This window comes from Caballeronia sp. LZ008 (assembly GCF_031451435.1).
GTDB lineage: Bacteria > Pseudomonadota > Gammaproteobacteria > Burkholderiales > Burkholderiaceae > Caballeronia > Caballeronia zhejiangensis.
Map to the genome: position 1 here is coordinate 605,318 of NZ_JARUXK010000004.1, position 25,569 is coordinate 630,886.

The 25,569-nt window shown below is 64.8% G+C and carries 24 protein-coding genes; 11 read left to right on the forward strand and 13 right to left on the reverse strand.

The features are described from left to right. Nucleotides 1-9: 9 nt before the first annotated feature. Nucleotides 10-588 carry a TetR/AcrR family transcriptional regulator gene (locus QCE49_RS27530; RefSeq protein WP_250440522.1) on the reverse strand — a complete coding sequence of 193 codons (579 nt, stop codon included), beginning with the start codon at nucleotides 586-588 and terminating at the stop codon, nucleotides 10-12. A gap of 98 nt (nucleotides 589-686) precedes the next feature. Between QCE49_RS27530 and QCE49_RS27535 the strand changes: the two genes are divergently transcribed. Continuing rightward, a complete protein-coding gene (locus tag QCE49_RS27535) occupies nucleotides 687-1,154 on the forward strand; it encodes a nuclear transport factor 2 family protein (RefSeq protein WP_250460390.1) in 468 nt (155 codons plus the stop codon). A 12-nt stretch (nucleotides 1,155-1,166) separates the two neighbouring features. Here the strand turns inward: QCE49_RS27535 and QCE49_RS27540 are convergent, their stop codons facing one another. Next, nucleotides 1,167-2,189: a transporter gene (locus tag QCE49_RS27540; RefSeq protein ID WP_008353624.1), complete on the reverse strand. Its 1,023-nt coding sequence runs from the start codon at nucleotides 2,187-2,189 to the stop codon at nucleotides 1,167-1,169. Nucleotides 2,190-2,448: 259 nt separating this feature from the next. Between QCE49_RS27540 and QCE49_RS27545 the strand changes: the two genes are divergently transcribed. The 3 genes from QCE49_RS27545 (at nucleotide 2,449) to QCE49_RS27555 (ending at nucleotide 3,884) form a co-directional block, all read left to right on the forward strand. After that, nucleotides 2,449-2,793, forward strand: coding sequence for a hypothetical protein (locus tag QCE49_RS27545; RefSeq protein ID WP_033537148.1), 345 nt, complete (start codon nucleotides 2,449-2,451; stop codon nucleotides 2,791-2,793). Between the two features lie 62 nt (nucleotides 2,794-2,855). Next, complete coding sequence (locus QCE49_RS27550; protein WP_008353620.1) at nucleotides 2,856-3,287, forward strand: response regulator; 432 nt, start codon at nucleotides 2,856-2,858, stop codon at nucleotides 3,285-3,287. A 321-nt stretch (nucleotides 3,288-3,608) separates the two neighbouring features. Then, nucleotides 3,609-3,884: a hypothetical protein gene (locus tag QCE49_RS27555; RefSeq protein ID WP_008353619.1), complete on the forward strand. Its 276-nt coding sequence runs from the start codon at nucleotides 3,609-3,611 to the stop codon at nucleotides 3,882-3,884. Between the two features lie 106 nt (nucleotides 3,885-3,990). Here the strand turns inward: QCE49_RS27555 and QCE49_RS27560 are convergent, their stop codons facing one another. Further along, nucleotides 3,991-4,944 (reverse strand): chemotaxis protein, encoded by a 954-nt coding sequence (locus tag QCE49_RS27560; RefSeq protein ID WP_008353618.1) that lies wholly within the window; start codon nucleotides 4,942-4,944, stop codon nucleotides 3,991-3,993. Nucleotides 4,945-5,230: 286 nt separating this feature from the next. Here QCE49_RS27560 and QCE49_RS27565 point away from each other — a divergent pair, with 286 nt between their 5' ends. The 3 genes from QCE49_RS27565 to QCE49_RS27575 all read left to right on the forward strand — a co-directional run bounded on the left by QCE49_RS27565 (nucleotide 5,231) and on the right by QCE49_RS27575 (nucleotide 7,634). Then, on the forward strand, nucleotides 5,231-5,671 hold the full coding sequence (locus QCE49_RS27565; RefSeq protein ID WP_175979204.1) for a CBS domain-containing protein: 441 nt from the start codon (nucleotides 5,231-5,233) through the stop codon (nucleotides 5,669-5,671). Between the two features lie 116 nt (nucleotides 5,672-5,787). After that, the gene (locus QCE49_RS27570) at nucleotides 5,788-6,786 is read left to right on the forward strand and encodes a diacylglycerol kinase family protein (RefSeq protein WP_033537147.1); all 999 of its coding nucleotides are present in this window, start codon (nucleotides 5,788-5,790) and stop codon (nucleotides 6,784-6,786) included. Continuing rightward, nucleotides 6,783-7,634 (forward strand): metallophosphoesterase, encoded by an 852-nt coding sequence (locus tag QCE49_RS27575; protein WP_008353615.1) that lies wholly within the window; start codon nucleotides 6,783-6,785, stop codon nucleotides 7,632-7,634. Before QCE49_RS27570 ends, QCE49_RS27575 begins: the two co-directional genes overlap by 4 nt. Here QCE49_RS27575 and QCE49_RS27580 read toward each other — a convergent pair. Continuing rightward, entirely contained in the window at nucleotides 7,618-8,013 is a 396-nt protein-coding gene (locus QCE49_RS27580; protein ID WP_250460388.1) for a PPC domain-containing DNA-binding protein, read from the reverse strand. The genes QCE49_RS27575 and QCE49_RS27580 overlap by 17 nt on opposite strands. A gap of 104 nt (nucleotides 8,014-8,117) precedes the next feature. Between QCE49_RS27580 and QCE49_RS27585 the strand changes: the two genes are divergently transcribed. Beyond that, complete coding sequence (locus QCE49_RS27585) at nucleotides 8,118-8,507, forward strand: MAPEG family protein (protein WP_008353613.1); 390 nt, start codon at nucleotides 8,118-8,120, stop codon at nucleotides 8,505-8,507. A 16-nt stretch (nucleotides 8,508-8,523) separates the two neighbouring features. Further along, a complete protein-coding gene (locus QCE49_RS27590; RefSeq protein ID WP_008353612.1) occupies nucleotides 8,524-9,198 on the forward strand; it encodes an alpha/beta hydrolase in 675 nt (224 codons plus the stop codon). Nucleotides 9,199-9,852: 654 nt separating this feature from the next. Here the strand turns inward: QCE49_RS27590 and QCE49_RS27595 are convergent. The 9 genes from QCE49_RS27595 to cobA form a co-directional block, all read right to left on the reverse strand. Further along, nucleotides 9,853-11,868, reverse strand: coding sequence for a hybrid sensor histidine kinase/response regulator (locus tag QCE49_RS27595; protein ID WP_241484858.1), 2,016 nt, complete (start codon nucleotides 11,866-11,868; stop codon nucleotides 9,853-9,855). A 250-nt stretch (nucleotides 11,869-12,118) separates the two neighbouring features. Next, the gene (locus tag QCE49_RS27600; protein WP_160172890.1) at nucleotides 12,119-12,277 is read right to left on the reverse strand and encodes a hypothetical protein; all 159 of its coding nucleotides are present in this window, start codon (nucleotides 12,275-12,277) and stop codon (nucleotides 12,119-12,121) included. Nucleotides 12,278-12,439: 162 nt separating this feature from the next. Next, on the reverse strand, nucleotides 12,440-15,235 hold the full coding sequence (locus QCE49_RS27605) for an Hsp70 family protein (protein ID WP_250459871.1): 2,796 nt from the start codon (nucleotides 15,233-15,235) through the stop codon (nucleotides 12,440-12,442). Then, entirely contained in the window at nucleotides 15,236-17,128 is a 1,893-nt protein-coding gene (locus QCE49_RS27610; RefSeq protein WP_250459869.1) for an Hsp70 family protein, read from the reverse strand. Beyond that, complete coding sequence (locus tag QCE49_RS27615) at nucleotides 17,125-17,721, reverse strand: DUF2760 domain-containing protein (protein WP_250435658.1); 597 nt, start codon at nucleotides 17,719-17,721, stop codon at nucleotides 17,125-17,127. Before QCE49_RS27615 ends, QCE49_RS27610 begins: the two co-directional genes overlap by 4 nt. A gap of 279 nt (nucleotides 17,722-18,000) precedes the next feature. Further along, nucleotides 18,001-18,486 carry an adenosine-specific kinase gene (locus QCE49_RS27620; RefSeq protein WP_175979211.1) on the reverse strand — a complete coding sequence of 162 codons (486 nt, stop codon included), beginning with the start codon at nucleotides 18,484-18,486 and terminating at the stop codon, nucleotides 18,001-18,003. A gap of 45 nt (nucleotides 18,487-18,531) precedes the next feature. Next, nucleotides 18,532-19,653 carry a CmpA/NrtA family ABC transporter substrate-binding protein gene (locus QCE49_RS27625; RefSeq protein WP_250459867.1) on the reverse strand — a complete coding sequence of 374 codons (1,122 nt, stop codon included), beginning with the start codon at nucleotides 19,651-19,653 and terminating at the stop codon, nucleotides 18,532-18,534. 15 nt (nucleotides 19,654-19,668) lie between these two features. After that, nucleotides 19,669-20,241 (reverse strand): ANTAR domain-containing response regulator, encoded by a 573-nt coding sequence (locus QCE49_RS27630; RefSeq protein ID WP_034471835.1) that lies wholly within the window; start codon nucleotides 20,239-20,241, stop codon nucleotides 19,669-19,671. Between the two features lie 72 nt (nucleotides 20,242-20,313). Next, nucleotides 20,314-21,081: a uroporphyrinogen-III C-methyltransferase gene (cobA, locus tag QCE49_RS27635; RefSeq protein ID WP_250459865.1), complete on the reverse strand. Its 768-nt coding sequence runs from the start codon at nucleotides 21,079-21,081 to the stop codon at nucleotides 20,314-20,316. A gap of 618 nt (nucleotides 21,082-21,699) precedes the next feature. On the opposite strand from cobA, the gene QCE49_RS27640 reads away from it, so the two are divergent. Together QCE49_RS27640 and nirB are read left to right on the forward strand one after the other, a co-directional pair. After that, nucleotides 21,700-23,025, forward strand: coding sequence for an MFS transporter (locus QCE49_RS27640; protein WP_008353599.1), 1,326 nt, complete (start codon nucleotides 21,700-21,702; stop codon nucleotides 23,023-23,025). A gap of 12 nt (nucleotides 23,026-23,037) precedes the next feature. Further along, on the forward strand, nucleotides 23,038-25,560 hold the full coding sequence (gene nirB / locus QCE49_RS27645; protein ID WP_250459863.1) for a nitrite reductase large subunit NirB: 2,523 nt from the start codon (nucleotides 23,038-23,040) through the stop codon (nucleotides 25,558-25,560). Nucleotides 25,561-25,569: the final 9 nt, after the last annotated feature.

Genomic DNA, 25,569 nt, shown 5'->3' on the forward strand with positions numbered 1-25,569 from the left:
TTCATCGCGCTACTCGGCTGCGCCGCGCCGGACCGCGCGAACGACGCGTGCGAGCGCCTTCAATGCATCGGCGGGCGAATCGCTGAATTGCGCGGCGACGATCGCGCCGTCCACGGCGAGCGCGAGGGCTTGTGCATCGGCTTTGGCGGTGCGCGAAGCCGGCATCAGCGCGCGGATCGCCGCGGTCATGTCACGCTTGTGGCGACGTGAAATATCGATGGCCTGCGGCAGCGTCGCGCCGACTTCGACGACCGAATTGATGAACGCGCAGCCACGATAATTCTCGCTGCCGAACCATTCGGCGAGCGCGGGCACGAGCGCGTTGAGCGTTCCGCCGTGGCGCGCGAGCGCGTCGCGGAACCATGCCATCCAGTTATCGTGACGAAACGTGAGGAACGCGACGATCAGATCGTCCTTGCTCGGGAAATAGCGATAGAACGTCTTTTTCGCGACGCCCGATTCGGCGATCACGCGATCGATGCCCGTTGCGCGAATGCCATCGCGATAGAACAGATCGTGCGCGGTGTACAGGATGCGCGCGTCCGGCGCGAGCTCGGAGAAATCGCTGGAGATTGCGGAAGTATTCATGCAATCGATTGTAGACAGGTTCGTCTACCTGCGCTAGAGTGCGTCGGGTAGACAGACCTGTCTACTCATCTCATCGCTTAGAGCAAAGAGGACTCGCCATGGAATCCAAGCCGCCGTTTCCGCCGTTCGATGAAACATCCGCCAAGCTGAAAGTCCGTCTCGCCGAAGACGGCTGGAACACGCGCGATCCGGAGCGCGTATCGCTCGCGTATAGCGTGGACACGCGCTGGCGCAATCGCGCCGAATTCGCGAACGGGCGTGAGGAAGTCGTCGCGTTTCTGCGTCGCAAATGGGCGCGCGAACTCGACTATCGGCTTATCAAGGAATTGTGGGCGTACACGGGCAATCGCATCGCGGTGCGTTTCGCGTACGAATGGCACGACGACGCGAACAACTGGTATCGCAGCTACGGCAATGAAAACTGGGAATTCAACGAAGCGGGATTGATGACGCACCGTCACGCCTCGATCAACGATCTGCCGATCAAGGAAGCGGACCGCAAATATCATTGGCCGCTCGGTCGCCGGCCCGACGATCATCCGGGCCTGAGCGACCTGGGCTTCTGACTTCGGGGCCGGCTACATATCGCGTCGTCGCCGGAACGCCCACCATCCGGCGAGCGCGGTGAAGGTCGCGACGATCGCCACGAGCAGCCAGAAGCCGTGGTGATTTTCCGCGAGCGGAATGCCGCCGACGTTCATGCCGAAGAAACCCGCGACGATATTGATCGGCAGCGCGAGCACGGTCACGAGCGTCAGCGTGAAGAGCGTGCGGTTGCTTTGTTCGTCCATGCGCGTCGCGACTTCTTCCTGCAGGAGCTTGATGCGCTCGACGAGCCCGGCGAGATCGTTGAGCACGAGCGAGAACTCTTCGGTCGCGTCGCGAAGGTCCTGAATGTCCTGCGAATGCAGCCAGCGCGGCGGCCGCGCGAGCAGCCGGAACACGGAGCCGGGTTCGGGCGCGAGCAGGCGCTGCAGCCGGACGAGCACGCGCCGCAGTCCGCCGAGATCGGTGCGGGTCGCGGCGCCGCGCATCGACAGGAAACGGTCTTCGATGCCGTCGACCTCGACGCTCGTGCGCCGCACGATATGCACGAGCAGATCCGCCTGATCGCGCAGCAGATGCGCGAGCAACTCGGCGGGCGAACGGAAGATTTCGCCGCGTCTAACCGACTCGCGCAGCGAATCGACCGATCGCAAGGGCTTGAGCCGCGCCGTCACGATCAGCTTCTGATGCGTGTAGACCCACAGCGTCGCGATCTCCGAGGGCGTCAGCTCGAAGTTGAACATCACATCGTTGATGACGGCGAGGAGCGCGCCTTCCTGATGCTCGATGCGCGTCGAATGCGAGCCTTCGTTGAGCGTGTCGAAGAACGCGTCGGGCAGGCCGAGGCGGCCGCGCATCCACCGTTCGCACGAACTGTTCGCGAGATCGAAGTGCAGCCAGACGAATTCCTTGGGCGTGTCGTCGCGGGCGAGCCATTCGCTTGCGGCTTCGGCATCGATCGGCACGCCGGGCAGATCGGCATGAAATCGGAAACCGCAGACGAGGCCGGAAAAGTCGGAGCCGTAAGGCGGTCTTTGCAGGGTAGCGGGATTCATGCGGGCGTTCGGTTACATTCTGAGTATGTCGGCGTGTCGGCGGATGACGCGGCCCCGACGCTTCTGGCATGCGCGTCGCCACGCGCTAGTGTGCCATCGGTCGCGCCCCGGATCGCGATCGTATCGCGTGAACGCGAGCGAAACGACGGCCACGAACGCGGTGCGCCGTGCAAATATGACTGTCATTTTGTCGGCGTATCATCGCGCCACGCAAGACGGGCGCACGCGAGGCGCCGCGCGCGAAACTGGGGAGAAGGCAGTGGAAGACCATGACGACATGGACGGGGCGACGCAAACCACCGCGAACGGGCTGGTTCGCCTGGCGTCGGTGATTGCGGGACTGGCGCGCGAAGGCGCGATCGATACGCGCTTCGGCGCGAAGCTTCTCAAGCGGCTCGACAAGGAAGCGCGGCGCGTATCCGAACCCGGCGGCGCGCCGCTCGACGAGACGGAGCAGTCCGCGCTGTTCGGGGCGCTCGGAGAACTGGATGTCGCGTTGCGCCAGCGCGACGCGGCATCGCTCGTCGAGGCGAATGCGCGGCTGCGCGAGAGCGAAAGCGCGTCGGGAAAGCGTCGCAAAAGCCGGAAGAGCGGCGACGCCTGAGCTTGGCGGCGGGCGGGCGCGAAACATGCTGTTGGGCAGTCGTATGTTTCCGTCGAACGCCCATGCCCCTGTACTTGCATTCTCCTCATTGCGCGCTTTGGACGAATCGCAGCGTCGATGTCGACCGCGATTCGTGGCGCATCCTTATCGTCGACGACAACGCCCATAGCGCCGAAGCGCTTTGCGCCGCGCTCGAAGCGGAGGGCTTCGACACGCGTTTTGCGTTGTCCGGCGTCGATGCGCTCCATACGATCGACAACTGGGTGCCGCACATCGTCATTCTCGATATCACGATGCCGGAACACGACGGTTTCGCAACCGCGCGCGTGCTTCGCCGTATCGCCCGCACGCGCGACGCGGTGATCATCGCGTTCACGGCGCTCGGTGAGGACATCGTGCGGGCAGAGGGCATGCATTCCGGATTCGACGGTTATTGCCAGAAGGGCAACCCGCCCACGGAACTGCTCCGCCTGATCGGACGGCTCGTTCACTGAGATAACGCGGGATGTCGTTCGCGCTAGCGGGAAATTCGCACGCCCGTGCGCTAAATAATTGTTCGTTCCCCGCTAAACGAAGCAGCCGAGCGCGCCGCTTGTCAACACGCGCAATCGCCCGCCAGGCGGACGTTTAGGACGATTTGAACGATCGTGCGGCCAACTATTGTTGGTCCATATCGAAAACTGAATTGAAATTTATGGAGATAAAAAAGCGATAGTAGGGGTATACACTGCATTCCATCGACGTAGCAGACAGTTTCTCGCAAGACCGCTGCGGCGCTTTCTGATTGAACGTCAACCGTCTTTGGAGCTCACACTATGAAACGCAATCTTCTCGCTACCCTTCTGATCGCCGCTACCGCCACGCTCGCCGCTCCCGCTTTTGCAAGCGGCTACGGTCCGGCTCCGTTCTACCGTCCGGCTGTCGGCGCGCCGACGTCGCAACAAGGTCCGAGCGCACAAGCGATCGCCGCCGAAGAAAACGCGAACGGCACGAGCACGACCGCTTTCGGCGGCTCGCGCGACGCGCTGGCTCAGTCGGGCACCCGCACGCAATCGGCCAACAAGGCTCAGTCCGTCTTCTTCGGTCAATAACCGGTTCGGCCAGCCCGGCTCATCCGCCGGGCCGACAGGCTGAAAGACTGATTCGGCGCGCGCCGCGCAGGCTCAAAAGGTCGGCGTTGCGCGCGCCGAACGCGTTTCAGGCCGCGAGCGCGCCGCGCATCACGTTCGCGAGCTCCGACGCCTCGAACTTCGACACATACGCGTTCGCACCGACCTTGCGTACGTGCTGCTCGTTCGCCGATCCCGACAGCGACGAGTGAATCACCACCGGAATGTGCATCAGCCCCGTCTCCGCCTTGATGCGGCGCGTGAGGGTGAAACCGTCCATTTCGGGCATTTCCAGATCGGTGAGCACGAGCGCGATGTGATCCGCGACCTCGGTGCCGTCCTTCTCCGCCTTTCTGAGCGCCGCTTCCAGTACGTCCCACGCTTCCTGGCCGGTTTTGGTCATCACGAAGGGCACGCCCATCGCCGTGAGACTTTGCTCGATGAGCGCCCGCGCGACGCCCGAATCGTCTGCCGCAAGCACGCGCGCGCCCGGCTTGAGCTGCAGCCGACCGGTGTTGGCCTCGGTGATATCCGTTTCCTGCGACGGCAGCACATCACGCACGATGCGCTCGACGTCGAGCACCTGCGCGAGCCGCGAGCCGTCGACGTTGCCATCGAGCCGCGCGAAACTCGTCACCGTCTTGCCGCCCGAGTGCGATTCCGCCGACAGCACCTGATTCCACTCGAGCCGCACGATATCGTCGACTTCCTCGACCGCGAAGCCTTGCGTCGTGCGCGCGAATTCGGTGACGAGCAGAATTTTCGGACCGTTTTTCGGCCGGCAGCCGGTGATGCGCGCGAGATCGATCACGGGAATGATCTGGCCGCGGATATCCGCGACGCCGAGAATCTCCTCGCTCGAACCGGCGACGGCGGTGATCGTCGGCATCGCGAGAATCTCGCGCACCTTGAACACGTTGATGCCGTACAGCTCCCGTTGCTCCGAGCCCGGCGACTCGCCGAGCCTGAACAGAAGCAATTCGAACATGTTGCTGCCCGCGAGCCGCACGCGCTGCTCGATATCCTGTTGTGAACTGCTCACCTCGTTCTCCCTCTAAGCGATGCCTTCGTGTGTTTGCCGGTGGCTTCACTTTCCACCAGATGCCTGATTAGCGGCATTAATCGGCGAAACTGAAGGCATGCGTGACGACGCGCGAGATGAAACGCGCGGCGCACGTCTCGCGCGGCGCCGGTGATCTATACTTTTTTCGAATGGTCGGGTTAATGCCGATGAAGGCATCGCGCGCGAGGCTTTACGCTGCATACAGGCGCAAGATTACCCGTCGCCCAGGCGCAACAACGTTCCCCGCTCATAACGGAGGCGCTCGATGGCAACAGTCGCACAGGTTCTGAATTCGAAACCCGACCAGACGGTCTTTACCGTTCCAGCCACGGCGTCGGTCTTCGATGCAATCAAGCTGATGGCCGACAAGCACATCGGTGCGGTGATCGTCACCGAAGGCGACGAGATCGTGGGCATCATGACCGAGCGCGACTATGCGCGCAAAGTCGTCCTGATGGACCGCGTCTCGAAGCACACGCCGGTGCGCGACATCATGACGTCGCACGTGCGCTACGTGCGCCCCGACCAGACCACCGACGACTGCATGGCGCTCATGACCGATAAGCGCATGCGTCACTTGCCGGTGATCGACAACGGCAAGCTCATCGGCATGATCTCCATCGGCGATCTGGTGAAGAACATCATGGCCGAGCAGCAGTACACCATCCAGCAGCTCGAGTACTACATTCGCGGCGAGCACACTTGATTGCCGGCGATCCGGCTGTAAGCATTTCGTTATAATCGGCAGGCTTCGCCTATGAGCGCGGAGCCACGCTCGTCGTGCGCGATCCGCGCGCGCGGAGCATCGAGGGAGCGCCGCCGATGACACCGACTGCCGCATCCGCATCTCCATCCGCCGACACCGCAAAAACGCTCGCCGCCGACGCGCCGTTCTTCATCGTGATGAACGCGGGCTCGGGACGCCGTCAGTCCGACGCGACCCGCAGCCTGCTCGAAAGCGAACTCGGCGCGGCCGGGCGACGTTTCGAATTGCGCGTCGTCGACGATCCGCGCGGTCTCGCGGACGTCGCGCGCGAAACCGCGGCGGCGGCGTGCCAAGCGGGCGGCGTGCTCGTCGGCGCGGGCGGCGACGGCACGCTTTGCACGGTCGCGCACGCGGCGCACGACGCCGGCTGCCCGTTCGCGGTGCTGCCGCGCGGCACGTTCAACTACTTCAGCCGCGACCACGGCATTCCCGCCGATCTCGAGCAATCGACGAAACTTCTGCTCGACGCGCGCGCCTATCCGGTGCAGGTCGGCTTCGTGAACGCGCGCATGTTTCTCGTCAACGCGAGCCTAGGGCTTTATCCGCGCTTGCTCGAAGATCGCGAAATCTACAAGCGGCAATTCGGGCGCAGCCGGCTCGTCGCGCTCTGGTCGGCGCTTTCCACGATGCTCAAGCCGCATCGCCATCTGCGTCTGCATATCGATCACGATGGCAGCACGACCGAGATTCGCTCGTCGACGCTCTTCGTCGGCAACAACCGCCTGCAGATGGAGCAGATCGGCATGCCGGACGAAGCGCGCGCGCTGGAACAGGGCTTGCTCGTCGCGATTGCGCCGCGGCCGGTCGGACGGCTCATGCATCTGTGGCTGTCGCTGCACGGCGCGGCGGGGCGTCTGTCGGATTCCGATCACGTCGTGAGCTTCACGTTCGAGCGCATCACGGTGACGCATCCGTCGAAGAAGCGCAGACTCGTCAAGATCGCGACGGATGGCGAGGTCGCGAAACTGCAGATGCCGCTGGAATTTCGCGTGTCCGACAAACCGCTTTTCCTGCTCAAGCCTGAGCCGACAGTGGCCGAAGCCAATCGCTCATGACCTTGCTGTTGCAGATTTCCGATACGCATTTCGGCACCGAGCGGCCGCCGGTGGTCGCAGCGCTCCTGCGGCTCGCCGATGCACTCGCTCCCGATCTCGTCGTGCTGTCCGGCGATATCACCCAGCGCGCGCGCAAGCGGCAGTTCGCGTCGGCGCGCGCGTTCGTCGATGCGCTCGGCGCGACGCCGACGCTCGTCATCCCCGGCAATCACGACATTCCGCTTTTCGATCCGCTCGCGCGGCTGTGTTATCCGTACGCGAATCATCAGCGCGCGTTCGGCGCCGATCTCGAACCGGCGTTCGATTCGGCGGGGTTGCTCGTGCTCGGCGTGAACACGACGCGGGCGTATCGTCACAAGGACGGCGAAGTGTCGATGCAGCAGGTGAGGCGCGTCGCCGCGCGGCTGGAGGCGGCGAGCGCGGCGCAGTTGCGCGTCGTGGTCACGCATCAGCCGGTGGCCGTCACGCGCACTCAGGACGAAAAGAATCTGCTGCACGGACGCGAGCGCGCGGTGCCGCGCTGGGCGCGTGCGGGCGCGGACCTGATTCTCGGCGGGCATATTCATCTGCCCTACGTGTTGCCGCTGCACGATACCTTCGCGGGACTCACGCGCCGCATGTGGGCGGTGCAGGCGGGCACGGCGCTGTCGTCGCGCACGCGCGGCACGATCGACAATTCGGTGAACGTGATCCGCCACGACGCAAGCGTTGGCAATGGCGACGGGCGTCGCGCGACGGTCGAACGCTGGGACTATTCGGAGACGACCGAAGCATTCGAGATGATCGCGCGCCACGATCTCGCGCTCGGCGTCGCGCAACCGACGGATGCTGTCACGTCGCCCGGATGACGAGTTCGGCGAAGCCCGTCGCGGCATCGTGCTCACGCGTGTAACCTTCGCCGGGCAGATGCGCGACGATGATCTCCGCCGTCGTCCGCACGATGCAGCCCGGCGTGACGTGGCCGCCGGAGACGCGGCCATCGGCATCGGCGATGCTCATGTGCAGGTGCGGGCCTTGCGCTGACAGCGTGCCGGCGAGCGTGACGATTTCGAGATCGCCGCGCAATTCAACGGCTTCGTCGCGGCCCGCGTAGCGCAGACGCGCGACGTTCAGGCTGCCGATGCCCTGAAGGACGAACGCGGCGGAGAGCGCGTGCGCGCGGAAGGCATGATCGAGCGCGGCGCGCAGATCGTCGCCGGGCGACAGACGAAGGGTCATCGCATGCATGGATGAAGGACTCGTAGGGGATCACGTTCAAGACTACACGCTGGCGGATCGCGGTGGCATCATGGGCGCGGTCCGCCGTGGCTATTTCTTACTGTGGAGACGCCATGAGTTTCGAACTGACGATGCTTGCCTGGACGCTCGTGCTCGCGCTGGTGCAAGTGTTGCTCCCTGCGGTCGTGCGCAACCGCGAAGTCGGCATCAGATACCAGGCCGGCCCGCGCGATGCCGCCACGCCGCCGCCCAGCAAGCTTTCCGGACGGCTGATGCGGGCGCAGTCGAATCTGTTCGAGACGCTGCCGATTTTCGCCATTGCGGTGCTGATCGTGCACGTCACGGGGCGCGAGAACACGCTCACGCACTATGGCGCGCTCGCGTATTTCGTCGCGCGTCTGGTCTACGTGCCGCTCTACGCTGCCGGCGTGCCGTTCGTGCGCTCGCTGGTGTGGCTGGTGTCGGTCGTGGGCATCGTGCAGATTCTCGTTCCCATCATCTGACGAGGAGTGAAGGGCAATGACCGATCAAGCTTCGACCATCGAGATCGAAACCGCGCCGAATCCCGAATTCGCCGTGATCCTGATGCACGGCCTCGGCGCCGATGCCAACGACTTCGTGCCGCTCGTGCCCGAATTGCGTCTCGCCGATGCGCCCGCGATCCGCTTCGTGTTTCCGAACGCGCCGGAGATCGCCGTGACGGCGAATAACGGCTATGTGATGCGCGCGTGGTACGACATTCTGTCGTTCGAGGGCATCAACCGGCGCGTGGACGAGGCGGGCATCGTCGCTTCGGTCGGGCGCGTGCGGGCGCTTATCGAGGCGCAGAACGCGCGGGGAATTCCCAGTGAGCGCATTTTTATCGCGGGATTTTCGCAGGGCGGTGCGATGACCTATCAGGCGGGGCTCACTCATCCCGAGAAGCTCGCTGGGTTGATCGTGCTGTCGGGCTACATTCCTTCCGAAGGGCTGATCGATGAATCGCTTTCCGAAGCGAACCGATCGGTTCCCATCTTTGCCGCGCATGGGAGCTTCGATGATGTACTCAATGTGGCTCTCGGTGAGCAGGCGTGCGAATTCGCTCGCGGGCAAGGGTGTGAGGTCGAATGGCATGCCTATCCTATGGCGCATTCGGTTTGTATGGAGGAGGTTGAGGCGTTGCGGGCTTGGTTGGGGGGGCGGTTGCGGGGGTGAGGTTTTTTTTCGCCGGATCCCGTATTGGCGTCGGTCTATTAGCGTTGCCCCTGTGCGGGGCGGCACTCACTTTCTTTGCTGCTGCAAAGAAAGTAAGCAAAGAAAGCAGCTTTTCAGGCCCGCGGTCACACGCAATTTGGGTAGTCCTCTCGTCCTCGATGGCACTCGCCTAAAGAGTGCCCTCATCACAATAACGGGACTTGGATCGCGCACGGTCCGCCGCCCGAATACGTTGAGCGCGCTGGTTCAGCACGAAAGAGCTTCGGCACAGCGCTACGCGCTGCCGCCGGGTATGCAAGGGAAACCAACGTGCGGCACTTGCGGTGAGATGGAGACGTTAGTAGCGGAGCACATGCATCCCCGATTGACCCATCGGCCGCGAAGCGGGCCGGAGCTATTTGGTGCTGAACCAGTTTGTTGTGTGGTGCGATGACACAGACCGTGCGCGAGCCAAGCCCGATGGGGTGTTTGGGGGCACTCTTTAGGCAGCCCACGATGGACGAGAGGACTACCCAAATTGCGTGTGACCGCGGGCGTATCGGAAGCTGCTTTCTTTGCTTACTTTCTTTGCAGCAGCAAAGAAAGTGAGTGCCGCCCCGCACAGGGGCAGTGCTAATAGACCGACGCGAAACCGGGATCCGGCGAAAAAAAGACTCACGCACCCGAGTCACAAAAACCAGCAATCAAGGCAAGCATCCCACGCCGCAATTCCCCAGGACTAACGGGCTTGGAAAGCACGTCCTGCTCACACGCGAGCGGCACGATACACGCGGCCGGTTCACCGGTAACGACGAGACAAGGACAAGGCCGCCCAAGCCGCGTCGCACCGAGCATCGCCACTTCCCGCGCGGTCTTGGCATCACGCAGTCGAAAGTCGGTAATGATGAGATCCGGAAACCGCTCGATATCGCCGAGAATCGTCTCGAACTCCTCGAAGCTCGCCGCCGAGTCATAAAGCACGCCCCATTGCGACAGCAGCGCTTCGGTCGACGCCCGCACGAGCCCATCGTCCTCGACGAGCAACACATAACGCCCCTTGAGCTGCGCCATTTCCGCCGCCTCGGAACGCGCCGGCGCTCGCGCCGACGGCGTGTCGGGCGACGGTCCGCACAGCGGCATTTCGAGCGAAAAGCGCGAACCGCGCCCTTCGGTGGACTTCAGTTCGATGCGATGCTGATCGAGCATCGACATCACCGCATTGACGATCGACAGCCCGAGCCCCAGCCCCTTGTCGCGATCCTGCTCGGGATTGTCGACCTGAAAGAACGGCTGAAAAATCGCATCGAAATAATCGGCCGGAATGCCGATGCCGTTATCCAGCACGTCGATACGCGCGCGCGTCGGCGAACGCACCACGCCGACGATCACGGTCGGCTTCGAAGTCTTGCTCTGATCTGCATACTTGATCCCGTTGGACACCAGATTGGCCACGGCGCGCCCGAGCCAGTGCGCGTCGCTGCGCACGCAGACGACATCGTCCTTCGGCAGCCGCAGGCGCAATTCGACGCCGCGGCTCATCGCGAACGGACGCAACTGCTCGGCGGCTTCCTCGACGATCTGTCGCACGTCGAATACGTGATAGCGCGGCACGACGCGCCCCGATTCCAGCCGCGAGAGATCGAGCACCGCGTTCAGCAGCCGCGCGAGGATAACGGACGAACGCCCGCACTCGTTGATGAGCCGTTCGGCCTGATCGAATTCGCCATTGCGGATGGCCTCGGCCGCCGCCTGCAGGAACAGATTGAGCGCGTGCATCGGCTGACGCAGATCGTGCGTCGCCGCGGCGAGAAAGTTGGATTTCTCGCGGCTCGCGGTCTGCGCGGCGATCATCTGCTGTTCGCGCAGCGCGAGCAGCGCGTTGGTCTTGTTCTCCTGATCCTTCTTGGAGACTTCGAGCTCGCGATTCTTGCGGCCGAGCGAAACATTCGCGGTGCGCAATTCGTCGTTGAGGGAAGCCAGCGCGCGCTCCGAACTATAGCGCTCGCGCGAGACGCGCTCGGCGTGCGTGCAGACGCCGTGCCCCACGACCACGACGTTGAACATATAGAAGAGCCCCGCGAAGAAATCCTCGGGGTTGAGCAGATGAATCGTCACCTGCAACACCACGATCGACGCCAGCGTGATGATGCCCGCTGTCAGCGCGACGCGAGAGCGCAGATAAAAGAAACTGAACTGGAAGAACAGCGCAAGGCACAGCCCGATGAAATGCTGCGTGTAGTTATAGGGCGCGGGCGTGATCGCGACCATTGCGAGGATCAGGCACAAGAGCCCGTAAATGCCCGTCAGAATGATGCGTTGCGCGGTGGCGTGCGAGCGGAACGACGGCCGCAGCACCAGCACGCCGACAAAAAACAGCAGCGCGATGCCCGCGAAGCGCAGCGCGAGGATGTCGGGCAGGCGCGAATCGAGCGCGCGGTTGCCCCGCGCGAAGCTGAAGTCCCACCAGAGGAAGCACGTCCAGATGGCAAGCGCGAGCAGCGTCGACGCGCGCCGGAATGCGCAGAAGCGCTGGCTGTGGTCTTCGAGAAACTGCGCTTCGAGGACGGGATCGGAAAACGGCGCCGGAATCGAGAGATTGCGCACCAGGCTCGCGCCGGCCTCGCGGGCCGCCGAGAGAAGAATGCCTGGATTGCGCACGCCGGCGGCGCGTTGCGGTACGGCCATCTTCATGCTCGCTCAGGGAATCGGGATATCTACTTTATGCCAACGCGGTCAGACAAATACGCCTTTTTTTAGCAATCGGCCATTATCTCCGGCAATTATTGCGCTTTTTTGGCGAGTTGCGAGGGCACGCGGCGAGACGGAAGGAAGGAGGAAGGGAGCCGATCGGCGGGCGTTTGATCGTTTGCCCGCCGATTCGAAGGACAGCCACAACGAATGCCCCCCGCACGATGACGAGGGCGGTCTCGAGGAGAACCGTTCAGCTTTTCGGTTTGGCCTTGGTGGTGCGCTTCGTGACCTGCGTTTCCTTCGCGCCTGCGGCCTTCGCGGGCGATGCCTTGCTGCCGGCCGTTTTCTTGCGGCTCGACATTTCCGTTTCTGCGGGTTGGCTCGCTTGAGCCTTGCGTGGGGATGGCATGTTGACCTCCTTCAGTATGTGTCCATATCGACACATTGATAACCATAGGATGCGGTCAGCCGGTATTCAAGACTCGGCGGGCTTCTCGCGCGGCGCATCGGCCAAAAACTTCTGAGAGCGAAGCATTTCGCCCGATGCCCGCAACGAGCGCGACGAGCGCGATCAGTGGATGAGCTTCAGCCCCGCCGGCAGCGTTTCGCCGAACACGCGTCCGACGTCGGCGCGATCGAGCTCGACGGTCTCGCGGACCATCGCGATCCACGCCTGCGCCGCGCCCATCGTTTCGAGACGCTGCACGACAGCCGCGCGCGCATCGTCGGGCAGATCGCGCGAGCGGTCGCCGGTCATGCGCGCGATCTGCACGGCGGCGAACGCGGCGGGATCGACCTTCTTCCAGTCGAGCGCGAGGATCGCATCGAGCCAGACGACGGCGACCTCGGGCGGCACGACACCGTGCGCGCTGCCGTAAAAGGGCGCGCGGGCGCCGATGCGGCCCAGCGCCCACCAGCTTTGCACGCTCTCCGAAGGCTTTTTCAGGCGCGTGAGCAGCCATTCGCCGACCTCGATCTTGCGCTCGACCGGCACGCGTTCCAGCGACGCCGCGAGCCGCACCATGTCCTCGTAGCCCGCGCGCGCAGCGCCCGCCGCCTTGCGATAGCGGCTCGTGCCGGGCGGTTGCAGCACGAAGGCCATGTCGTCGAGCAGCTTGAGTTGCGCCGCTTCGGGCAGGCCACCGGCCGCGCGGCGCCAGAGCGTCCACCATTCGGACCAGATCTGGCTTTCGTTGCTGTACTGAATGCCCTGATCGAAAAGCGTCCAGAGTTGCTCGACACGCCATTCGTCGAGCGGATGCCCGAAGCCCGGACGCATGCAGTAGCCCGCGAGATTGAGCCACAGACGCTCGTGATCGGCGGTGCGGCGGCGCTTTTTCGCGCGCTCGAACAGCGCGCCGAAGACCTCGCGCAAGAGTGCGATGTCCCAGGTGTCGCGCGGGCCGAGCGTCTGTTCGAGCTGCGCGCGCAGGCGTTTGACTTCCTTCGGCCCGACATCGTGCGACTTCGCGCCGAACGTGCGGTCTATCAGTTCGATGGCTTTCGGCAGCGCCGGATGCGATTCGCTCACGGTCTCGTCGGTCTGCGGCGCCTCGCGGCGCAACTGGAATTCGAGCAGCCAGCGTTGCGCGGGATCGTCGACGGCGATGCAGTGCATCTCCAGCGTGCCGACTTCGGTGAGCGAGGTCGTCAGCTGAACCGCCGTTTCGCGCGCTCGGCCCTTGCCGGCGGCATGCGGATCGACGACGGTCGCGATCGGCGGCAGACGGATGAAATCGCCCGATGCGGCCGCGAGGTCTGCGAGCGCGCCCGCTTCGTAAGCCGTCTCCGACACCGACGACGCCAGGTGAAAGCGCACCGGCGCGCCGAGCGTGAGCGCGAAGGTGCGATCGGCGAGATGGATCGCCTGGCCTTCTTCGGTGCCGCGCGGCAGGACGCAGACGCCACGCATCGCGTTGGCATCGTCTTCCAGCAGCAGAAAGAAGCTGCGCGCCGAGCCACCGCCGATCTTCGGCGCATTGCCCGCGCGCGCGAGCGCGTAGGCGACCGCGCCGCGCGCGACCGCGACATCGGGATTGCCGTTCGCGAGCACGTTGACGGCTTCGCCGCGCCAGCCGGAAAGCGTATCGGCGATGCGGCGCGCGAGCGGAGCGGCGCGAAACACGCCCCCGTTCAACAGCAAGGTGTCCGGAATGGCGAGCGTTTCGGCGGGCGCATCGACGAGGCCGAGCGCCTTCTTCGCCTCGCCGGCATGCTGGCCGAGAAACGCCGCGATATGCCGCGTGATGGCCGCGTCGCTCGCATACGGCAGCCCGAATTCGACGATGCCGCCGCGCGAACGGCCGGGGCGATCGCTCGGGGCGACCATCGGAAAGAATCCTTCGACGATGATCCGCTCGATCTCGTCGCGCGTGACATCGGCCGAACGCGCGCCGCCGATCAGCTTCGAGCCCGCGCCGAGCAGCGTGATCGACGTGGATGCGGGCGCGTTGTCGCCTAGCAATTGCTCTTTCGCCGCGCGGCAGCGCTCGACGAGTTGCGACAGGCGTCCGGCGGAAAGACGCGTATCGCTGCCCGCGAGACGCTTCTCGACGAGATGCGCGAGCGCGAGATCCATGTTGTCGCCGCCGAGCATCAGATGGTTGCCCACGCCGATGCGCGTCAACACCGGCTCGCCGTTCTCCATCGCGACCTGGATGAGCGTGAGGTCGGTTGTGCCGCCGCCGACGTCGACGATCATCACGAGCCGCGTCGCCTTCAGATCATCCGCGAGCGTCGCGCGATGATGAAACAGCCAGTCGTAAAACGCGGCCTGCGGCTCTTCCAGCAGCCGCAGTTTTTCGAGTCCCGCCATGCGCGCGGCTTCGAGCGTCAGCGCGCGGGCGCCTTCATCGAACGAGGCGGGCACGGTCAGCACGACGTCCTGCGTGTCGAGCGGTGCATCCGGAAAGCGCTCGTTCCACGCCGCGTGGACGTGCGCGAGATAGCTCGCGCTCGCCATCACCGGCGAGATTTTTTCGACGTCGTCGCCCGCGCCCCACGGCAAGATGGCCGCGAGGCGATCGACCGCCGCGTGCGACAGCCAGCTTTTCGCGCTCGACACGAGCCGTCCCGGCACCTGCGCGCCGAGCATCCGGGCGAATCTGCCGATGACGGCGGGCGCTTCCATCTCGCCCCACGGCAATTGCAGATCCTCGGACTTGAGTTCGCCTGGCGCGAAGTGATAGCGCAGCGACGGCAGAAGCGGCAGCGCCGCGACTTCCCCCGCGCCGACGAGCTGGTCGATGTCGAACACGCGGATATCGTTCGAGCCGATTTCCGCGTACGCGACGACCGTATTGCTCGTCCCGAGATCGATGCCGACGCTGTACCGCGCGCCGGACACCTTTTTCTTGCGCCCGGACACTTACAGGCCCATGCCCTGATCCGCGCCCGCGTTCGCGCCGCCGCGCACGTCGAACTCGACCTTCCAGCGCTCGGACGAGCCGCGCGGAATCGCTTCGAGTTCGAGCGTGCCCGCTTCGGTCACGCGTGCGTGCAGCTTGACGGGCACGACCTCGCCCGGCGTGCGGCCTTCGGGCGGCAGCGACGCTTCGATCTCTTCGAGTTCCTGCAATTCGTCCGGTTGCCAGTAATCGAGCAGCGTGCCGACCTGATCCTGACGACGCACCGAGGAGCCGAAGAAGCGGAAATGCACCGGCTCGCCGACGACGAGCCCGAATTCCTGCGCGGGCAATTCGGCGTCCGTGCCTTCCTCCATGCCGAACGGCGCGACGCACAGCGCCTGCACGGGCGGCTCCAGTCCGGGAACGGCCGGCATCGCCGATTCGACCGCGACGTAGTACGCGCGCGCTGTGCCGCCACGGATGCGCACGCCCTTGCCGCGCCGCACATAGCCGTAATAGGCCGCGCCGCGCGCCACCGCGAGATCGAGGTCCGCGCCTTCGAGCAGACGCGCGGCGGGCGCGTTTTCGGAGGCGAGCCATGAATTCAGCGTCGTCATCACGCGCTCGACGAGCAGCGGCGACTTGAACACGCCGCCGTTGAACAGCACGACGGTCGGATGCAGCAGCGTCGCGCCCTGCGGCGCCTGATGCTGCAGGCCTTCGACTTCCGTGAGCGCGTTGACCTGACGGCCGAGGAACGCGGCGAGATGGCGCGTGACGGCGGCGTCCTGCGCGTACGGCAGACCGAGTTGCGTGAGACCGACGCGCGCGCGCGAAACGGGGCGAGCCGCGGCATCGACTTGCGGGAAAAAGCCTTCGAGCAGGATCTGCGTGAGTTCGGCGCGCGTGAGTTCGGTGCGCAGCGACCCGCCGATCAGCTTCGAGCCGCGGCTCGGGACGACGAGCGGCACCGCATCGACGGACGGATCGGAAAGCAGCGTTTCCTTCGCCGAGCGGCACGCGTAGGTGAGGGCGCGCAACTGCCACGGATCGGGCTGCGTGCCCGATTGCGCGAGCTTGCGCGCGACGGTATGCGCGAGCGCGAGGTCCATGTTGTCGCCGCCGAGCAGGATGTGCTCGCCAACGGCCACGCGATGCAGTTCCAGATTGCCTTCGCGCTCGACGACCGCGATCAGCGACAAGTCGGTCGTGCCGCCGCCGACATCGACGACGAGAATCACATCGCCCACTTTGACCTGCTTGCGCCAGCCGCCCGACGATTTTTGAATCCAGCTATAGAGCGCGGCCTGCGGCTCTTCGAGCAGCGTCATGCGCGTGTAGCCGGCTGCGGCGGCGGCTTCGGCGGTGAGTTCGCGCGCGGCGGGATCGAAGGACGCGGGAATCGTCACGGTGACGTCCTGCTGATCGAAAGGCGCATCGGGATGCGCGTGGTTCCACGCTTCGCGCAAATGCGTCAGATAGCGCACCGAGCTTTCCAGCGGCGACACGCGCTCGACTTCCTCGGGCGCATCGGACGGCAGGATTGACGCGCGGCGATCGACGCCCGGATGGCACAGCCAGCTTTTCGCGCTGGAAACGAGGCGGATCGGCGTGCCCGCGCCCCGGCTGCGCGCGAGTTCGCCGACGATGAACCTGCGCTCCTGCGTCCACGGCAGCGTGAGATCGCCGGGCGCGAGCTCGTTCTCGTGCGGCAGATAGAGAAACGAGGGCAAAAGATCGCGTTCTTCGGCGGCGCCGGGCGCGGTCAGTTGCGAGATGGGCAGCACGCCTTGCGCGGTCTTTTCGCCGTCGCTCGCGCCCATGTCGACGTAGGAGAGCGCGCAATGCGTCGTGCCGAGATCGACGCCGATCGAGTAGCGCGCCGGGTTATCGTTCGCTTGAATGTCGCTCACAGTTCCACCTCCGCGGGCGCGACGATGCTCGCATCATGGGACGGCGCGAGCTTCGGCAGGCGCGTGTCCTCGACCTTCCATCCACGATGGCTGATGCTGCCCGAAAAGGGCGGCTTGCCGACTACGTTGCCCGTCAGCCGGATGGCGGCGGCATCGAAACCCTCCTGCAGCGTGATGCGCGTGCCTTCCGCTTCGGTGCGCACGGGCTTGACCGTGAAATGCTCGCGCAGCACGTTACGGCAGCCGTCGTGCACGAGGCGGGCGGCCGCGCCGATATCGGCGTCGCTGTAATTGACGATGTCTTCTTCCACGAAATCGATGAAACGCGCGTCGCGCTGCAAAAGGCCGAGCAGTTGCAACGCGGCGACCGGGCTCGCCTCCTTCAGCGCGGACGGCGCGGGTTGAACCGGCGCGGCGGCAGGCTTCGGCGCTTCGGCTTTGAAATCGGGCGCGGCTGCGGGGGCTTCAGGCGCTTCGGGCGCTTCGCGCAGGCGCTGCACGCGGCCCGCGAACGATGCATTGCCGAGAATGCCGAAGAAGGCGCCGAAGGCAATGCCTATCCTGCCGAAAAAGCCTGGATTCATGTCGGTCATGTGATGCTCCTGTAGGCCGCGCGAGGACGACCCTATCCTCGGGCGGCGCGGGTGGCCGGTGTTCGGTGCCGTATCGGCGGGGTGATGCCGGGAATGTCTGCCCGTGCGGCTTTTCAGAAAAGGCACGAAAAACGCCAACGGCCTTTATACCGTATCCCGATATTTTCCATGATGTCGCGCCCCGGCCGGGAAAATCGCTCCGGATGGGCGCGCGGCGGCGGGCCTCATTCTCGCGATTTGCGCCGTCAAGTCAAGGCGCGGCAGGCTTCGCGGCGCGCTTCAGGCCTTGTAGCCGATCTTGCGCAGCAGGTCGTGGCGCCACTTCACGTCGTCTTCGCTTTCGACGCCAAGCGGCGGGAACCCGTCCACCACGCCGACGATCCCGCGTCCCTGATCCGTCTGCGCGACAAGCACCTGCGTCGGATTGGCGGTCGCGCAGAAGATACGGCACACCTCCGGCACCGCCTTCACGGTATTGAGCACGTTGACGGGAAAGAAGCCGTCGCCGAGCACGACGATGAAGCTGTGTCCCGCGCCGATGTTCTGCGCGTTGCGCGCGGCCAGCTCGACGCCATGCTCGTCCGTGCCCGACGTGCGTACGAGCCGCTTGCCCGACGCCTCGCAGAACGCGAGTCCGAAGCGGATGCCGGGCACCGCGCCGACGAGCGCCTCGTGCAGATCCTCGACCGTCTTGATGAAATGCGACTGACCGAGGATGAAGTTGGTGTCCTCGGGCTTGTCGATGGCGATGGCGAGCAGTTCCATGGCGGATCTCCGGTGCGCGCTGGAAATTCCATGGTAGGCGCTTTTCTACGCGCGTATTTCGAACCCCGCGAGATACGCCGCCGCATCGCCGCCGTCCCAGACGCGGCCATCGCAGAACGTCGCCGCGCGCCGTTCACCGGGAATCGCAATGCCCGCCGCCTGCGCCGCCTCCCGATAAAGCGCGGTCTGATTCACGCTCGCCGCGATGGCCGCATCGTCGATATCGGCGCCGAGCATGCCCCAGCGCCGGTATTGCGTAATGAACCAGACGCCGTCCGATACGCGCGGATAGTTCACCGCGCCTTCATCGAAGAAACGCACGGGCAGCGCGCGCGCATCGCCGCCATCGGATGTGGCGAGGCGCGGCTCGATCAGCGCGCGCGGCACGCCGAGCAGCGCGGACGACGACAGCGCCTCGGCGATCTCCTCGCGATGCGCCCGCGTATCGAGCCAGGCGCACGCATCGAGCATCGTGCGAACGAGCGCGCGCGCCGTCGCGGGATAGAGCGCCGCGAAATCGCGCCGGCACGCGAGCACCTTCTCCGGATGATCCGGCCAGATCTCGCTCGTGTACGCGACCGTCCTGCCCGCGTCGCGCGCCTCGGCGACGGCGTGCCACGGCTCGCCCGCGCAGAAGCCGTCGAGCGCGCCCTCGACGAGCGCATCGGCCATGCGCGGCGGCGGAATCACGATGCTCTGCACATCGCGCAACGGATGCACGCCGTGCGCCGCGAGCCAGTAATACAGCCACATCGCGTGCGTGCCGGTCGGAAAAGTCTGCGCGATGACCGGCGGCCGCCCGAGCGAATGCAACGCTTCCTTCACGCTGGCGCCGTTCCGGATCGCATCGGCCAACGGACGCGACAGCGTGATCCCCTGACCGTTGCGATTGAGGACCATCAGCACGGCCATGTCCGCCTGCGGCCCGCCGATACCCAGTTGCACGCCGTACACGAGGCCATAGAGCGCGTGCGCCGCGTCGATCTCGCCGGACAGCAGCTTGTCGCGCACGGCCGCCCACGACGGCTGACGGCACAGCTCGATCGAGATGCCATGACGCGCGCCGAGATCGCGCAACGCGGCGACGGCGAGCGGCGCGGCATCGGAAAGGGCGACGAAGCCGAGCCGCAGATGCGTGCGTTCGGGTTGGGAGGAAGTGATGTTCATGAGATGTCGATAAAGCTAGAGCAGATCGGCCATCGAAAGCAATTGGCGCGCGATCTCGGCGACCTTCACGCCCTGATCCATCGCGCGCTTGCGAAGCGCCGCATAGGCTTCGTTTTCGGACATGCCGCGCCTGTCCATCAGAAGACGTTTCGCGCGGTCGATGACCTTGCGCTGCTCCAGTTCGTCCTCGACCTTCGCGAGCCGCTGACGCAACTGCGCTTCATGCGCGAAACGCGCGAGCGCGACTTCGATGATCGGCGCGAGACGCTCGGGCGCGAGTCCTTCGACGGAATACGCGGTGACGCCCGCGCCCACTGCCGCGCGAATGAACTGCTGATCCGCGTCGTTGCTGAACATCAGCACGGGACGCGGCGCGGCCTTGTTCATCACCGCGAGCTGTTCGAGCGTGTCGCGCGAGGGCGACTCGGTATCGATGATGACGACATCGGGCTTCTGGCTCTCGACGGCCTTGTGCAGCGCCGAAGGCGCGGCCGCTTCGGCGAGCATGTCATAGCCCATGCGCGCGAGTTGCTCGCGCAAATCGCCTATGGGCTTGTCGGTGTCGGTGACGAGAAGAACGCGAAGCATGCGGGAAGCGGAAGCGGTCATGCGAGGGACGCTTGAGACTTTAACGCGCCGTCCGCGCTTTGAGAACCCGCTTTACGCGGCATGAGCGAAGCCTTTGGCGCTCTGCATATGCGCCGCGAATTCCGCCGCTTCGCCGATCGCACCGCCGATCAGAATCACCGCCGGACTGCCGAGGCCGGCAGCGTTGGCATCATCGGCAAGACGATCGAGCGTCGTCACGAGCCGCTTTTCCTGCGACGATCCCGCGTGCTGCACGACGGCCGCAGGCGTGCTCGCGGGCAACGTATCGAGCAACGATGCCGTCAGACTCGCGATGCGGCTCATGCCCATATAGATCGCGAGCGTGGTGCCCGTTGCGGCGAGCGCGGCCCAATCCGGCTGACTGTGATCCTGCATGTGCGCGGTGACGAACGTCACGCCCTGACAATGATCGCGATGCGTGAGCGAGATGCCGAGTCCAGCCGCCGCCGCGAATCCCGATGACACGCCATTGACGATATCGACCGGAATATCCGCCTCGCGCAATGCGGCGATCTCTTCGCCCGCGCGTCCGAAGAGCAACGCGTCGCCGCCTTTCACGCGCACCACATGCAGTCCTTTCTTCGCGTATCGCTGCATGAGGCGCTGAATGAAGGCTTGCGGCGTGGACTTGCATCCGCCGCGCTTGCCGACGCGAATCACGCGCGCGTTCGGCGCAAGCGTGACGATGTCGGCGTTGGCGAGATCGTCGACGAGAAGGACGTCGGCGGCGGCGAGCGCCTTCGCGGCGCGCAAGGTCAGCAAGTCCAGATCGCCGGGGCCCGCGCTCAACAGAGTGACTTTGCCTTTGATGGTGCTCATCGTTGCTTCCTGAGTCTGCGTGCTTCGTATGTGAGGCATCGGCGCGGCAAACGCAGATAGCGTCCGCTCGTGTCGCTGCACGATGGGGACGCCTTTGTCCTTGCTTTCATGTATCGGGGCGCCGCGAACGCCGTTGCTCGCAGCGCTTTCGACAATGCAATAAGCGGGCCATTGGTCGGATAAGGCTTCGAGCACGTTATCCGCACTGTCGTTGTGCGCGGGCGGCACCGCGAGGGCGCATGGGCGCTTGCTCGATGTGAATGCGTGCGTTAACCGTGCAGTACAAAGTGAGGAGCGTACGAAGCGATCGCTTGCACGTTCGCACGGCATCAGTGCTGCGTCGCACCATCCCTGTGCCCGCCTGCATCGAAACATGACGTGAAGCTGATGCGCGCAGTCCGTGCATATAACGCGCAAAGCCTTGCGCGACAAGCGTCTGAAGTCGATGCGGCGCGCATGGCATAGGCCTTGCCTTATGTCTCGCCATCGGATCAACGGCGATCCGTCCTGAATACAGCGCCCGGCAAGTGAAAAACATGCGGGCATCGGACAACGGCGTCCCCCGCATCGGCTTCCCGGCCCATGCGCGGGACGCCTTTCTTTTTTTGCGGAAAGACGATGGACAAAGCCACCCGGATCGATCTCTTCAGCATGCGCAGCGCGCCGATGCGCGCCTTCCATCTCACGTGGATGGCCTTCTTCGTATGCTTCTTCGCGTGGTTCGCCTGCGCGCCGCTGATGCCGCTCATCAAGCGCGAATACGGACTCACGGCGGATCAAGTTGCGAACATCAATATCGCGGCCGTCGCCGTGACGATTCTGGTGCGCCTCGTCGTCGGACCGATGTGCGATCGCTTCGGCCCGCGCCGCGTGTATGGCGCGCTGCTGCTCGCGGGTTCGGTGCCTGTCATCGGCGCGGCGCTCTCTACGGGCTACGACAGCTTCCTGTGGTGCCGTCTCGCGATCGGCGCAATCGGCGCGAGCTTCGTCATCACGCAGTACCACACGTCGGTGATGTTCGCGCCGAACGTGGTCGGCACCGCGAACGCAACGACTGCCGGCTGGGGCAACGCGGGCGCGGGCGCGGCGCAGGCGATCATTCCGCTTCTCGTCGCGGCAGCGATCGCGCTCGGCGTGGGCGAAGCATCGGCATGGCGCGTCGCTTTGATCGTGCCGGGCATCGCGATGCCGGTGATGGCCTTCTTCTACTGGCGCTATACGCAGGATTGCCCGCAAGGCGACTTCGTCGCGCTGCGCCGTGCCGGCGTCGCGATCGACGGCGGCAAGAAGGGCGGCTGGCAGAGCTTCCTGACCGCGTGCTCGAACTATCGCGTGTGGATGCTCTTCGTCACGTACGGCGCGTGCTTCGGCGTCGAAGTGTTCATCCACAACATGGCGGCGATCTATTACGTCGATCACTTCGGCCTCTCGCTCGCGCAAGCCGGCATGGCGGCGGGCAGCTTCGGTCTGCTCGCGCTCTTCGCCCGCGCGCTCGGCGGCTGGCTCTCCGATAAAGCCGCCGCGAAGAAAGGCCTCGATATCCGCGCGACCTTGTTGTTCGCGCTGATCGCGGGCGAAGGCATCGGCCTCTATGCGTTCGCGCATGCGCCGAGCGTCGTGCTCGCCATCGTCGCGATGCTTGCGTTCGGCCTCTTCACGCACATGGCATGCGGCGCGACTTACGCGCTCGTGCCGTTCATCGATCGCAAGGCGCTCGGCGGCGTGGCTGGCGTGATCGGCGCCGGCGGCAACGTCGGCGCGGTCGCAGCGGGCTTCCTGATGAAAGGCCTCGGCAACGCGCAAGCCACGCTCTCGATGCTCGGCGTGATCGTCGCGACGACGGCGCTCTGCGCGCTCGCCGTGCGCTTCTCCCCCGAACACAAGGCACGCGAAGCGGCACTGCGCGAAAGCGCGCTCGCAGCCAATAACGTCATTGCAAACTGAGAAGGCCCCGTCATGAAAATCGTCGTCATCGGCCACGGCATGGTCGGCCACAAGTTCCTCGAATGTCTCGCCGAGAGCGGCAACGAAGCGCTCGACGTGACGGTCCTGTGCGAAGAACCGCGCGCCGCGTACGACCGCGTGCATCTGACCGAATTCTTCACGGGCAAGAGCGCGGATGATCTCTCGCTCGTCGAAGAGGGCTTCTTCGAACGTTCGGGTTATACGCTGAAACTGAATGCGCGCGCGGTGTCGATCGATCGCGCGGCGCGCACGGTGACGGCTTCGACGGGCGAAGTGCTCGCGTACGACAAGCTCGTGCTCGCGACCGGCTCCTATCCGTTCGTGCCGCCCATCGAAGGCCGTGATCGCGACGGCTGCTTCGTGTATCGCACGATCGAAGATCTCGAAGCGATGCAGGCATGCGGCGCGCGCTCGAAGACGGGCACGGTCGTCGGCGGCGGTCTGCTCGGTCTCGAAGCAGCGAAGGCGCTGCGCGACATGGGACTCGAAACGCATGTGATCGAATTCGCGCCGCGCCTGATGGCCGTGCAGGTCGATGACGGCGGCGGACGCGTGCTGCGCGCGAAGATCGAGGAACTCGGCGTCACGGTTCATACGGGTAAGAACACGCTTGCGATCGTCGATGGCGAAGGCGCGGCCAACCGCATGAATTTCGCCGATGAGACGCATCTCGACACCGACATGATCGTGTTCTCGGCAGGCATTCGTCCGCGCGACGACATCGCGCGTGCAGCGGGTCTCGACATCGGCGCGCGCGGCGGCATCGTGATCGACGACGCCTGCCGCACGAGCGACGAAGCGATCTATGCCATCGGCGAATGTGCGTTGTGGAAGGGCCAGTTGTTCGGCCTCGTCGCGCCGGGTTACGACATGGCGCGCATCGTCGCGAAGCAGATCATCGGCGAGGAAGCGGCGTTCGCGGGCGCGGACATGAGCACCAAACTCAAGCTGATGGGCGTCGATGTGGCGAGCATCGGCGATGCACACGGCAAGACGCCCGGCAGCCGGACGTATCAGTACAGCGACGAGCGCAAGCAGGTCTACAAGAAGATCGTCGTGTCCGACTGCGGCAAGTTTCTTCTCGGCGGCGTGATGGTCGGCGATGCAGCGGAATACGGCACGCTGCTGCAGATGATGTTGAACAAGATCGAGTTGCCCGAAGCGCCCGAATTCCTGATCCTGCCGTCGAGCGATGGAAAAGCGAAGCCCGCGCTCGGCGTCGAAGCCTTGCCCGATGCGGCGCAGATCTGTTCGTGCAACAACGTAAGCAAGGCTGAAATCTGCGCGGCTGTCTGCGCGGGCGCAACGAGCATTGGCGCGATCAAGTCGTCGTGCAAGGCGGGCGCATCGTGCGGCGGCTGCGTGCCGCTCGTCACGCAAGTGATGAAGTCGGAGATGAAGCGGCAGGGTCTCGCGGTGAACAATCATCTGTGCGAGCACTTCCCGTATTCGCGTCAGGAGCTTTATCACATCGCGCGCGTGGAAGGACATCGCACGTTCGGCACGCTGCTCGCGAAGCACGGCAAGGGACGCGGCTGCGATATCTGCAAGCCTGCCGTCGCGAGCATTCTTGCTTCGTGCTGGAACGAGTTCGTGCTGAAGAAAGAGCACGCGAGCCTGCAGGATTCGAACGATTACTACCTCGCGAACATCCAGCGCGATGGCACGTACAGCGTCGTGCCGCGCATGCCGGGCGGCGAAGTGACGCCCGATGGCTTGATCGCGGTCGGCCAGGTCGCGAAGAAGTACGGCCTCTATACGAAGATTACGGGCGGCCAGCGTGTCGACATGTTCGGCGCGCGCGTAGAGCAATTGCCGTTCATCTGGGAAGAGCTCATCGCGGCGGGCTTCGAATCGGGTCATGCGTATGGCAAGGCCCTGCGCACCGTGAAGTCGTGCGTCGGCTCGACGTGGTGCCGTTATGGCGTCGGCGATTCGGTCGGACTCGCGATCGAACTGGAGAATCGCTACAAGGGTCTGCGCACGCCGCACAAGATCAAGTTCGGCGTGTCGGGCTGCACGCGCGAGTGCGCCGAAGCGCAAGGCAAGGACGTCGGCGTGATCGCGACGGAGAAGGGCTGGAATCTCTACGTATGTGGCAACGGCGGCATGAAGCCGCGTCACGCCGAGCTTATTGCGTCCGATCTCGATCACGACACGCTCGTGCGGTACATCGACCGCTTCCTGATGTTCTACGTGCGTACGGCGGATCGCCTGCAACGCACGAGCGTATGGCGCGACAACCTCGAAGGCGGACTCGAGTATCTGATCGACGTCGTCATCAACGACAAGCTCGACATCGCCGCCGAGCTCGAAGCGGAGATGCAACTCGTCGTCGATACCTACGAGGACGAATGGAAGAAGGCCGTCACCGATCCGCATACGCGCAAGCGCTTCCGTCACTTCGTCAACAGCGAACAGGGCGATGCGAACGTGACCTTCGTGGAAGAGCGCGGCCAGATTCGCCCCGCCACGCTCGAAGAGCGCAAGTCGAAGCTTGCCGAAACCGTTTAACGCGTGAGG